The organism is Alteromonas naphthalenivorans, from assembly GCF_000213655.1.
Lineage (GTDB): Bacteria > Pseudomonadota > Gammaproteobacteria > Enterobacterales > Alteromonadaceae > Alteromonas > Alteromonas naphthalenivorans.
Genome location: NC_015554.1, coordinates 2804835 through 2817079 on the forward strand (window position 1 = coordinate 2804835; position 12245 = coordinate 2817079).

General features: G+C 44.4%; 9 protein-coding genes and 2 tRNA genes. 8 read left to right on the plus strand and 3 right to left on the minus strand.

Features of this window, described 5'->3' with window-relative positions; all coding sequences use genetic code 11:
• Positions 1-8: 8 nt before the first annotated feature.
• The 3 genes from AMBT_RS12285 to AMBT_RS12295 form a co-directional block, all read right to left on the minus strand.
• Positions 9-938: a LysR family transcriptional regulator gene (locus tag AMBT_RS12285; protein ID WP_013784950.1), complete on the minus strand. Its 930-nt coding sequence runs from the start codon at positions 936-938 to the stop codon at positions 9-11.
• Between the two features lie 169 nt (positions 939-1107).
• Entirely contained in the window at positions 1108-3123 is a 2016-nt protein-coding gene (gene uvrB, locus AMBT_RS12290) for an excinuclease ABC subunit UvrB (RefSeq protein ID WP_013784951.1), read from the minus strand.
• Between the two features lie 28 nt (positions 3124-3151).
• Entirely contained in the window at positions 3152-4525 is a 1374-nt protein-coding gene (locus tag AMBT_RS12295) for an MATE family efflux transporter (RefSeq protein WP_041452567.1), read from the minus strand.
• 1087 nt (positions 4526-5612) lie between these two features.
• Here AMBT_RS12295 and AMBT_RS12300 point away from each other — a divergent pair.
• The 8 genes from AMBT_RS12300 to AMBT_RS12335 all read left to right on the plus strand — a co-directional run bounded on the left by AMBT_RS12300 (position 5613) and on the right by AMBT_RS12335 (position 12205).
• Positions 5613-5689, plus strand: a tRNA-Asn gene (locus AMBT_RS12300).
• A 28-nt stretch (positions 5690-5717) separates the two neighbouring features.
• Positions 5718-5794, plus strand: a tRNA-Asn gene (locus tag AMBT_RS12305).
• Between the two features lie 213 nt (positions 5795-6007).
• Positions 6008-6589 (plus strand): electron transport complex subunit RsxA, encoded by a 582-nt coding sequence (gene rsxA / locus AMBT_RS12310; RefSeq protein ID WP_013784953.1) that lies wholly within the window; start codon positions 6008-6010, stop codon positions 6587-6589.
• The gene (gene rsxB, locus AMBT_RS12315) at positions 6589-7158 is read left to right on the plus strand and encodes an electron transport complex subunit RsxB (protein WP_013784954.1); all 570 of its coding nucleotides are present in this window, start codon (positions 6589-6591) and stop codon (positions 7156-7158) included. Before rsxA ends, rsxB begins: the two co-directional genes overlap by 1 nt.
• A 3-nt stretch (positions 7159-7161) precedes the next feature.
• Complete coding sequence (rsxC, locus tag AMBT_RS12320) at positions 7162-9762, plus strand: electron transport complex subunit RsxC (protein ID WP_013784955.1); 2601 nt, start codon at positions 7162-7164, stop codon at positions 9760-9762.
• The gene (gene rsxD, locus AMBT_RS12325; protein WP_013784956.1) at positions 9759-10847 is read left to right on the plus strand and encodes an electron transport complex subunit RsxD; all 1089 of its coding nucleotides are present in this window, start codon (positions 9759-9761) and stop codon (positions 10845-10847) included. The genes rsxC and rsxD overlap by 4 nt, the downstream gene beginning before the upstream one ends.
• Positions 10848-11516: an electron transport complex subunit RsxG gene (gene rsxG, locus AMBT_RS12330; RefSeq protein WP_013784957.1), complete on the plus strand. Its 669-nt coding sequence runs from the start codon at positions 10848-10850 to the stop codon at positions 11514-11516. It abuts the gene before it with no gap.
• On the plus strand, positions 11513-12205 hold the full coding sequence (locus tag AMBT_RS12335) for an electron transport complex subunit E (RefSeq protein ID WP_013784958.1): 693 nt from the start codon (positions 11513-11515) through the stop codon (positions 12203-12205). The genes rsxG and AMBT_RS12335 overlap by 4 nt, the downstream gene beginning before the upstream one ends.
• The last annotated feature ends 40 nt before the right edge of the window (positions 12206-12245 follow it).

The following is a 12245-nucleotide window of genomic DNA, read 5'->3' on the forward strand; positions in this document are numbered from 1 at the left end:
TACCTAACCTACTTTTGACTTTCAGCTATAAAGTAAGTGAGCTCTTTGATGCAGTGTCGTAACACTGGGTTCAATCGTGTGTTCTTGCCATTCATTACAAATAGATCGTGGCTAAAGTTATACAAGCTGCCATTGGCGATAGGTACTAGCCCTAGCGCTGCGCCCTGCTCTTTTGCCATGTAGTCAGGCAACAAACCAATATACTCACCTGTCATGATGGCAGACATTGCAGCGTCGAAGGAGTCTGAAAAGGTTTGAATAGCAAGACGAGACTCATTATCGATGTAGTTTGCTGAAGATAAACCAGAGATACCAATGGCCGGATAGTCTTCAATTTTTATATTTTCAGGCAGTGCCGCAGTATCACGATATTTAGCTAACGGGTGTGTAGGTGAACAATATAAACGCCCATCTGTGGTGATCCCTATAGGATGAAAAGTCACAGATTCGGGTTTTACCATATCGTAGGTCGATACCACCAAATGACATTCACCGGATAAGGCAACATGCTCTACTTCATTGTATAAACGTGTTTGGATATTCACGTGGATATCATCAAATTTTTTCATCGTGCTTTTAACGGCTTTACTCACCGCTAAATGCATAGAAAGCGGCAGACCAGCCATAAGCACGAGCGTAATGTGACCTGAGTAGTCGTCGTGCAATGATTTCAAATTAAACACAAAATTATCGAAGGCGTTGAAAATACGCTTGGTTTCTTGGAAAACCACTTCGCCTTCTTTTGTCATTTGAAAGCCACCACGACCGCGGTGGCATAATACCAAATCTAAACGTTCTTCAAGCTTCTTAATTGCAGCACTGATATTTGGACGTTGCATGCGCAACACAGGTTCTGCAGCAGTAAAACCATTACAACTTGCTACCGCATAAAACACACGTAACAATTTGATATCCGACTCTTGAAGACGATTTAGCATAAAGGCACCATTATAGGTATAGTTATAGATACTTAAGTATCAACTATATGCAACTGGCGCCTCGATTACAACGACAATTTAAGGTGAATCTCTGCGATAAACATACTGTTATATGCGATTAAACAAAATTAACGTGATTATTTTCTAAGCAGAATCACCAACGAGTTCATTACGACAACGCAACGACCTGCTTTCTTAGAGCCTCTACGTCGTCTCTTAACGACGCAGCTTTTTCAAACTCAAGCTCTCTGGCATATTCAAACATCTGCTTTTCAAGCTCGGCTATTTGATCCATTAACTCAGTCGCACTTGCCGCCTTCTTCTGTTTCTTCTTCTCTTCTACTTTGCGAAGCCTTACTTTACCGGACGCTGGATGAGCCCCTTCACCCAAATCCATAATATCGGTAATTGGCTTATTCAAGCGCATCGGCGTGATGTTATTCGCTTTATTATGTTCAATCTGTTTTTCACGGCGACGCTCAGTTTCGTCCATGGCTTTTTTCATCGACTTAGTAATTTTATCGCCATATAAAATGGCGCGACCGTTGATGTGACGTGCCGCTCTACCAATCGTTTGAATTAGCGAGCGCTCTGCGCGCAAAAAGCCTTCTTTATCGGCATCAAGAATTGCTACCAGTGAAACTTCAGGCATATCTAAGCCTTCACGAAGCAGGTTAATCCCTACCAGCACATCGAACTTACCAATACGCAAGTCGCGAATAATCTCAATACGTTCTACTGTGTCGATATCTGAATGCAAATACCGTACTTTAACGCCATGCTCATTTAAGTATTCACTTAAATCTTCGGCCATTCGCTTAGTGAGCGTAGTAATAAGTACCCTTTCATCAAGCGCCACTCGTTTGTGAATTTCCGATAATACATCATCCACTTGGGTCGCTACTGGGCGCACTTCAATGATGGGATCTAACAGCCCTGTGGGGCGCACCACTTGCTCTACAATATCGCCATGGGTTTTCTTAAGTTCGTACTCACCGGGTGTAGCCGACACATAGACCGTTTGTGGGCAAATTTGCTCAAATTCTTCAAATTTAAGTGGGCGGTTGTCAAGCGCTGAAGGTAAACGGAACCCGTATTCCACCAAGGTTTCTTTTCTAGAGCGATCACCTTTGTACATGGCACCAATTTGAGAAACCGTTACATGAGATTCATCAATGAACATGAGGCCATCAGCAGGAAAGTAATCTAACAACGTTGGGGGCGGCTCGCCAGGCGCTCGGCCAGAGAGATAACGTGAGTAGTTTTCTATGCCCGAGCAATACCCAAGCTCCATCATCATCTCAATATCAAATTGAGTACGCTGAGAAATTCGCTGCTCTTCTATTAGTTTGTTAATTTCTAGCAGCTGCGCCTTTCTAGACTTCAATTCCCCTTTTATGTGCTCGATGGCATCAAGGATTTTTTCTCTTGGGGTTACATAATGGGTTTTCGGAAACACCGTTGCCCGTACAACCGATTTGTCGACTGCGCCTGTCAGCGGATCGAACAAACTAATTTTATCAATTTCATCATCAAACAGCTCAACACGCACCGCTTGTTTCTCTGAGTCCGCAGGGAATATGTCAATCACATCGCCACGCACACGGAATGTCCCCCGCTCGAAGGCTAAATCGTTACGCTTGTATTGAAGCTCGGCAAGTCTGCGCAAAATATCTCGCTGATCCATAGTATCGCCCTGTCGCAAATGCAAAAGCATTTTCATGTACGACTCGGGGTCACCCAAACCATAAATAGCCGAAACACTGGCTACAATCACAACATCTCGGCGTTCCATCAATGCCTTTGTTGCAGACAAACGCATTTGCTCGATATGATCGTTTATCGATGCATCTTTCTCAATAAACGTATCGGTACTTGGTACGTATGCTTCTGGTTGGTAGTAATCGTAATAAGAAACAAAATATTCAACCGCATTGTTAGGGAAAAAATCTTTCATTTCCCCGTATAACTGTGCCGCCAAGGTTTTGTTATGCGCCAGAATGAGCGTTGGTCTTTGAACTTCGCTAATAACATTCGCCATGGTAAAAGTTTTACCAGAACCGGTAACACCTAATAGGGTTTGCGCTGCTAAGCCACTTTCTAGGCCATCCACCAAGGTTTCTATGGCAGCGGGTTGATCGCCCGCTGGCTTGTAGCTTGAATGAAGTTCAAAACCTTTACTCATTTATTAAATACCTTATTTACCTTGCCACCTAGGTAGCATGTTGTTCCTGTTTAAATACCGAGAGCGTATTTTTAAATACAACAAAAGACACGGTCGCCATGGCAATGTTTGCCACTACCGTTCCCCAATACAATCCGGTTAAACCGAAAAAGTAACTTCCCGCGATACTTATTGGCACAAAAAATACAAACAATCTGATAACACTCAAAGCCAATGCACTCAAAGGGTGGTGCATCGCATTTAACGAAGAATTCGTCAAAATAATAATACCCTGCATGCCATACCCTAAAGGCACTATCATTAAAAACAGTTGAATGAGTCGGCTCACCTCCGGCTCGCTGGTGAAGGCAACAGCAATCCAGCCGGAACACACCCACATAACAACAAATACGAACAACTGCCAGAAAAGCACAAATTTTAACGACACCATATAAGCGCTATGCACTCTATCAAATCTATTTGCACCCACGTTTTGGCTAATAAATGGCGGTAAAGTCATAGAAAGAGCAAGTACCACAATACTGGCAATAGACTCCATTCTGCTTCCTACTCCCCAAGCTGCTACCGCTTCGGCACCATAACTGGCCACCACTGCGGTCATTACGCCACCAGCTATCGGCGTAAGCATATTAGCCCCAGCCGCCGGCAAGCCTATTTTTAATATATCCCCGCTTATTGCCTTTAGTTCTAGCAATGAAAGAAGTCGGGGCAGAATAAGGTTTCGTTTAACCGCCAGTAAATAAAGTATCCACACTGCACCCACCATCCACGCTAATAACGTAGCAAGGGCAGCGCCTTTGATGCCCATTGCGGGAACCGGACCTGCACCGAAAATAAACAAGGGGTCGAGCAATGCATTTAAGCCCCCTACGGTTGCCATAACAATACTTGGGGTACGCGTGTCGCCACAGGCCCTTAGTACACTGTTTCCCACCATAGGCAATGAAAGGAAAATACTCGACGCGTACCACAAGGACATATAATCCCTTATATAGGGTAATAATGTTGGCGAGGCGTTTAGCAAAGTAAAAATGGGTTCAATGGTGAAGTAACCAATTAACGCCAGCGTACCCACTAATAGGGTAGAAAGCATCAGCGAACCAGTCGCGTAATTCTTCGACTCACTTAATTCTCTACTGCCTTGCAGCTTGCCAATAATAGCCGACGTACCGATGCCTAACCCAATATTTAAACTAATAACGGTAAAGGTGACGGGAAAAGTAAAGCTAATGGCAGCGAGAGGCTCAGTGCCGAGTAAACTGACAAAGAAGGTATCGATTAACCCGAAACTCATCATCATGACCATGCCCAGTATCATAGGTATTGTCATGCGTTTTAGGGTAGAAGGAATATCACCGTTTAAAAGATTCGCTGCTCGGCTCGGGGACTCGTCTGTTTTCACAAACCCTCTCAATAGTTGATTGGTAGAAATAACTGGCGCTAATAAATACTGACTATCGTATATAACTAAACTTGCCTCACAACAAGATGCTGACAGTAGTCTATGTGAGACTGACCACATTGGCTATGTTAAATCGACCAAGCTAGGTTTGGGCTTGGTCAGGTGTCGGTTTTGCCACCTGAGCATCTTTTAAATTAATACTAATGGCTAATTTACACGTTTTAGGCAGACATTGGCACAGATGTCGTTGAACACACTTTTTTGCTAGCTAATGTTAGAAGCCTTGTCAGGTTAGTTTATAAATTAAGCCAATTTACTGTAATGACAATTTCATTACGGCTAGATTGCGCTTTTAAGACAGTCGTTCGGTCGATTAACCCTAGGTTGCCTTAAGAACTATGCCGAACAAAATGTAAAATTTATGTAAACCTTTCATTTCTGACTGTTATATCGTTGAAAAAGTAACTGATAGTCGACGAATTAACACACAAGATATTTTTTGTCCAACAGATCTATTAAGATCTTAACAAGAGATCTAGCGTTAACACATAAGTTATTGAAATGATTTTAATTTTAGTGCTAACGGGCATATGAAGTTAACGATCATGACCACGATGATCTTACCAATTTATCCTCAAGTTAATAACTATCAACATAGTTATCCACAGAATTAGTGGATAAGTAGCTCTACCCCAGCAATTACGCCCTATGCTGGGTAACCCCTTCCTAATTATGTAAGTGAAGACTAACCTTGAGATACTAAGCCGTAGGTTACATATTTATTAAACACTGTACACAATACCAGTATACAAAACATTTTTTATTCTATTTTATTATATAGGTTTCGTATTTTGCTACTCCAAAAAACGAGTCGCTGTTCGTTAATATTCACTCCTTCGATAATACAGTTAAATACGGCGATACGAATACTCGCTCAGTAATTAAGCATCACTTTCTTGGTTTTGGTGCAAACTTGAGCACAAAACCCCTGAAAAGCTATTTTTTGACCACTTAGCATAAAAAATTGATTAAGGTTGTTGACAGAAACCCAGATGCTCTTTAATATTCCGCCCCGTTGAAAAGCAGGTCCCCTTTAGCTCAGTTGGTTAGAGCGACGGACTGTTAATCCGCAGGTCCCCCGTTCGAATCGGGGAAGGGGAGCCAACTTTTCATCGACAACTTTAAGTGCAATTCCCCCTTAGCTCAGTTGGTTAGAGCGACGGACTGTTAATCCGCAGGTCCCCCGTTCGAATCGGGGAGGGGGAGCCACTTGGTTGGCTCATTACCGCTTTATACTTCTTCTATTATCTCATACGTTTTTTTCTTCCTGAAATAGCTTATATATTCATTAAATAACCCTAATTCAATCAAGTTGTTAATCTGCGCCTAAAAAGCGATAATAGACAAATTATTCCTGTTTCAATTTCGAGTACGGCCATTATGCCGAGACTCAACTAATTCCTCGTAGGAATTGCGATTTTCATGACTGAATTTTTATTACTATTAATTGGTACCGTATTAGTTAATAACTTCGTGCTGGTGAAGTTTCTTGGCTTATGCCCTTTTATGGGTGTGTCGAGCAAACTCGAAACTGCCATGGGCATGTCTATGGCCACCACGTTTGTATTAACGCTAGCCTCGGCCACAAGCTACTTAGTAGAGACTTATCTACTTGCGCCTTTAGGTATTGGCTACTTACGAACATTAGCGTTTATTTTAGTGATTGCTGTCGTGGTTCAGTTCACCGAGATGGTGGTGCATAAAACCAGCCCTACCCTTTACCGCTTATTAGGTATTTTCCTACCTCTTATTACCACCAATTGCGCTGTGCTTGGTGTTGCTTTGCTGAATCTTACCGAGCAGCATAACTTCATGGAAAGCCTTATTTATGGCTTTGGTGCGGCTGTTGGCTTTTCATTAGTGCTAGTTCTATTTGCGGCCATGCGAGAACGTTTAGCTGCTGCCGATGTGCCTGTTTCATTTAAAGGGGCATCGATTGCAATGATAACGGCGGGCCTTATGTCTTTGGCATTTATGGGCTTTAGCGGTTTGGTGAAAGTATAATGACCATGACATACGCCATCATCGCATTAGGCGCGCTTGCGCTTCTCTTCGGTTTAATTTTAGGTTATGCCAGTATTCGATTTAAGGTGGAAGGCGACCCATTGGTTGATCAAATCGATGAAATATTGCCCCAAACTCAATGTGGACAATGTGGCTACCCTGGTTGCAAACCCTATGCAGAAGCCATTGCTAATGGTGATGAAATTAATAAATGCCCCCCAGGTGGTGAGTCGACCATAAAAAAACTTGCCGATTTGATGGGGGTAGAACCAAAACCTCTCGATGCGGCTCACGGCGAAGAAGATACGAAAAAAGTCGCCTTCATTCGAGAAGACGAATGTATTGGTTGTACCAAGTGTATTCAAGCATGCCCCGTTGACGCCATATTAGGTGCAGCAAAGCATATGCATACAGTGATTGTTGAAGAGTGTACGGGCTGCGATTTATGTGTAGATCCCTGCCCAGTAGACTGTATCGATATGGTGCCTGTTACACCAACCACAGCAACATGGAAGTGGGATTTTTCCTCATCACCTAAAGGTGACATTCCAATTAAAATGGTGTCGTAAGCGTTGAACTACCCAGATTTTGATAACATTATTGAACGCCTAAATTCAGGGAAACTCTTTTCGTTCCCAGGCGGCGTGCACCCTGATGATAAAAAGAGACTGTCGAACAAGGCCGCTATTGTGCAGCCAACAATGCCAGATCTGCTCACATTGCCTATACGTCAACATGTGGGTTCAGAAGGTATATGCTGCGTAAACGTAGGTGACTATGTTTACAAAGGCCAAGCGCTATCTAATGCTACAACACCTTACGCTGTGCCAGTGCATGCGCCCACCTCGGGGCATATCGTTGCTATAGCACCTCACGTGGTTGCTCATCCTAGTGGTCTTACGGAAATGTGCGTTAGCATTAAGCCCGATGATAAAGATACGTGGGGCGAGCTATCACCTTTAGCTGATTATACTGGGGTAGATAAAAATACGATTGTAGATGCCATCTGCCAAGCCGGCATTTCTGGCATGGGAGGCGCAGGCTTTCCTACCCATATTAAAACCGCCACCAGTAAGCCCGTTGAGTTTTTAGTGCTAAACGGCGTTGAGTGCGAACCTTACATTACTGCAGATGATCGCCTTATGCGCGAACACGCGTGGCAGATTCGCCAAGGCTTAGACATTTTAGCGCATATTATTGAGCCTAAAGCGATTGTTATTGCCATTGAAGATAACAAGCCTGAAGCCATTCAAGCACTTAATATAGCCTGCCAAGACAAGGATGCGTATCGGGTAGTACCTATTGAAACGAAATACCCTGCAGGTGGTGAGAAACAATTAATTCAAGTTATCACGGGCCGCGAAGTGCCCCGTAACGGTCTTCCGGCAGACATTGGCGTCATGATGTTTAACGTGGGGACCTGTTTTGCCATTGCCGATGCTATTTTACACGGTAAGCCACTTATTGAACGTATTGTCACGGTAACCGGTGATGCCGTAGCTAAGCCTGCTAATTTTCGAGCTTTACTTGGTACACCAGTAAAGCACTTGCTAGAAGAAGCCAGCTACCAAGCTAAAAAGCAAACGTCGCCTAAAGTGATTATGGGCGGCCCTATGATGGGCTTTGCCTTGGCGGATGCCACCATACCTGTGGTGAAAACCACTAACTGTTTATTAGTACCCAGCAAAAAAGAACTGGTAGACGATAACGCCGAACGCCCGTGTATTCGTTGTAGTGCGTGTGCTGACGCATGCCCTGTTTCTTTACTACCACAACAAATGTTTTGGCACGCCAAAGCAAAAGAATACGACAAAGCTGAAGACTACGATCTTTTCGACTGTATCGAATGTGGTGCTTGTGCGTATGTATGCCCCAGTGAAATACCTTTGGTTCATTATTACCGCCAAGCTAAATCTGAAATACGATTGCAACGAGACGAAAAGAACAAAGCAGAAAAAGCGAAACAACGTTTTGAAGCGCGAAACGAGCGCCTAGAACGGGAAAAAGAAGAGCGTGAAGCCAAACACCGCCGCGCTAAAGAAGCACGACTTGCTGCAAAGAATAATTCCGATAGCCAATCTGCATCACCAGCCCCTTCTACAGAGCAAAATAGCTCTAAAGATAAAGTCGCGGCTGCATTAGCCAGAGCCAAAGCGAAAAAAGCAGCCCTTCAGAGCGCTAATTCTGACGAAACAAGCGTAGCTGACGCAAAACCTGCAGCCACAAATAGCACAAGCACTACCGCAAGCTCACCTGCTGATGATAAAAAAGCGCAAGTTGCCGCCGCCATAGCACGCGCTAAAGCTAAAAAAGCCCAGAAGCTTAAAGAATCGGCGTCTGAAGCACCTAAATCTGATGAAGTTTTTTCAGAATCTCAATCGACAGCACAGACAGATCAACAAGCGACTGAAACCCAAGTTGAAAACCAAGCTGAAAATGTAAGCACGGCTGCCGACGATAAGAAAGCGCAAGTTGCCGCCGCCATCGCGCGAGCAAAAGCCAAAAAAGCAGCACGCCAACAACTAGACGAAAGCAGCGCTGAAGTAATTGGAAGCGATTTACCACAAAGTCAGGCAAAGGAAGAGGCTTCTACCTCAGCTTCATCAACGCAACTGCAAGATGAGAAAAAAGCCCGGGTTGCCGCCGCAATTGCTAAAGCAAAAGCTAAGAAAGCAGAATTACAAAAACAGCAGAGCCGTGGCGATTTAAAAGCGCCTAAAACAGCGTCAGATGATGCTGAAGGTACTGTTGAAGCTAAAGCTAGCCATATTGATACAGAACACGAAAAGCCTCTTGAAAGGCCAAACAGTAGTGTTGACAATGTCGAAAAAGCGTCAAACAACGAAACCACGAACACCGCGGATGACAAGAAAGCCAGAATAGCTGCGGCGGTAGCAAAAGCTAAAGCGAAAAAACGTTTAGCGGAAATTCAGAAAACGCAAACTGATGATTCAGGCACTGCTAGTCAAGATGTTGAGCCTGAGCAGGTAAAGGTATCAGAGAAAGCCGAGTTACCTACCCCTACAAGCGAAGCCGAGCAAACCGCTCCACAATCAGTACTATCTGAAGAAGCAAACGATCCTGCTCTTGAGAAAAAAAGCCGTATTGCAGCGGCCGTCGCTAAGGCTAAAGCAAAAAAAGCAGCGGCAGAAAGTGAGAACAATCAATCATGAAATTAATCTTATCGAGTTCTCCCTATCAAAGAGTGAAGCGCGATACTGGCCAGGTCATGCGCTTGGTCATTTATGCCATGGTGCCTGGTATTATTGCTCAAACCGTATTTTTTGGATGGGGTACACTCATTCAAGCCTTTTTAGCGGTCGCCAGTGCCCTCGTTTTTGAAGGGGTTATCCTCTGGTTACGTAAACGCCCTATCGAGCGTACGTTAACCGACTACTCCGCCATACTAACCGGCCTGCTAATTGCTATTAGCATTCCGCCTACACTGCCATGGTGGATGACGATTACAGGCGTATTTTTCGCCATTGCCGTCGCCAAACAAGTATACGGTGGCTTAGGGTTTAACATTTTCAATCCAGCGATGATTGGCTATGTAGTACTGTTAATTTCATTCCCGGCCGCCATGAGTTTATGGTTACCCCCGCAGCACCTAGCTAGCTTAACACCTAGCTTCTTAGACTCTGCGGCACTTATTTTTACCGACTTTTCGACCACAGGTTACGATGTTACCCAGTTACGGACTGTGGCAGACGGTGTAACAATGGCCACACCGCTCGACACCCTAAAAACTGACTTAACCTTGGGTATTACGTACTCAGAATCATTGCTCAGACCTATTTTTTCCACGGGGCTATTTCAATCTGCTGGTGCAGGTTGGGGATGGGTAAGTTTAAGTTATTTACTCGGCGGCCTGTGGCTTGTGAAGTTAAGAGTGATTAGCTGGCATATTCCAGGCAGCATGTTGGCGTCAGTGGCGGTTTTTGCATTATTGCTTTATATGATTGATGCCGATCATTATGCATCGCCGCTTTTTCATCTCATTAACGGTGCAGTGATGGTAGGCGCATTCTTTATTGCCACCGACCCGGTATCTGCGTCAACCACACCAAAAGGGCGCATAATTTATGGCGCAGCCATTGGCTTTTGGGTGGTTATTATTCGAGTTTTTGGCGGTTACCCAGACGCCATTGCTTTTGCAGTCATTATTATGAATATGGTCGTGCCGCTGATTGATTACTATACCCGCCCCCGTACATACGGGCATCAGGTTACTAAGAAAGCAAGGCGAGTAGAGTAAATGGTAAAAGAGACGCTAGTAAAAAATGGTTTGATGCTAAGTGCGTTTGCGATAATTGGTACTGCGCTCATCGCCCTCACCTATAACGGTACAGCCGAACGTATTGCACAGCAACAAAAGCAAAAATTGCTTAGTATATTAAATGAAGTGGTGCCGCATGAGTTACATGACAATGAGCTTTATGCTGATTGCACGGCGGTGGTAAGCTCCAATTTAGGCACCCAAGAACCTCATACGGTTTATCGAGCACGGATAAACGGCGAACCTACAGCTCTAGCCATTGAAGCTACCGCACCAGATGGTTATAGCGGTGATATTGCGCTGGTCATTGGGGTAGATACGCAAATGAATGTGCTTGGTGTTCGCGTGTTAGAGCATAAAGAAACCCCAGGACTGGGTGATAAAATAGAATTGTCGATCAGCGATTGGATAACGTCATTCACCGGAAAACACTTTTCAGTAAGTGCCTTGCCTGTATGGCAAGTGAAAAAAGACGGCGGTGAGTTCGATCAATTCACTGGTGCCACAATAACGCCGCGAGCGGTGGTTAGCGCGGTTAAAAATGCACTGCTTTACGTGCAAGATAACCAACAAACTTTATTTTCCGCTCCTAATATGTGCGGTATTGAAAATGACGTATTACCAACCAATGAGGTGTTAAGCGAATGACAGATTATCGCGACCTTACCCTCCAAGGTATTTGGAAGAACAACCCTGCCCTAGTGCAACTTCTAGGCTTATGCCCTTTGCTGGCGGTAACCGCCACCTTTATAAATGGACTAGGGTTAGGCTTAGCTACCACGCTAGTATTGATTGGCAGTAACGTTACCGTTTCATTGGTACGGAATATTGTTCGAAACGAAATACGCATTCCTGTATTTGTTATGATTATTGCCGCCTTTGTTACCATAGTGCAGCTTTTAATGAACGCCTTTACCTACGAGTTATACCTTGCGCTGGGCATATTCATTCCGTTGATTGTTACTAACTGCGCAATCATCGGTAGAGCGGAAGCTTTTGCCTCTAAAAACAGTGCGGGCGCATCAGCATATGATGGCCTAGTGATGGGATTAGGGTTCACCTTCGTACTTGTTGTGCTTGGCGGTATGCGAGAAATTTTAGGTGCTGGAACCTTGTTCGCAGGTGCCGACAGGCTATTCGGCAGCATTGCCAGTAACTGGACACTCACCTTATTTGAAACCGATTCTCCTTTCTTGCTAGCAATATTGCCTCCCGGTGCGTTCTTGGGCATGGGGCTTTTAATTGCTTTTAAGAATATGATTGATGCTCGAATAGCAGCCCGCGAGACTACGGTAAAAGAAAAAGCCACTCGCGCACGTGTTACCGCTGAAGCATAACGAAATCTAAGTGGCGAGTTGCGAGTTGCGAGTTGCGAGT

Excerpts from the sequence above, each read along its gene's own strand:
- rsxD (WP_013784956.1), top strand. The coding sequence starts at position 9,759 with ATGAAATTAATCTTATCGAGTTCTCCCTATCAAAGAGTGAAGCGCGAT.
- rsxB (WP_013784954.1), top strand. The coding sequence starts at position 6,589 with ATGACCATGACATACGCCATCATCGCATTAGGCGCGCTTGCGCTTCTC.
- rsxG (WP_013784957.1), top strand. The coding sequence starts at position 10,848 with ATGGTAAAAGAGACGCTAGTAAAAAATGGTTTGATGCTAAGTGCGTTT.
- AMBT_RS12285 (WP_013784950.1), bottom strand. The coding sequence starts at position 938 with ATGCTAAATCGTCTTCAAGAGTCGGATATCAAATTGTTACGTGTGTTT.
- AMBT_RS12335 (WP_013784958.1), top strand. The coding sequence starts at position 11,513 with ATGACAGATTATCGCGACCTTACCCTCCAAGGTATTTGGAAGAACAAC.
- rsxA (WP_013784953.1), top strand. The coding sequence starts at position 6,008 with ATGACTGAATTTTTATTACTATTAATTGGTACCGTATTAGTTAATAAC.
- uvrB (WP_013784951.1), bottom strand. The coding sequence starts at position 3,123 with ATGAGTAAAGGTTTTGAACTTCATTCAAGCTACAAGCCAGCGGGCGAT.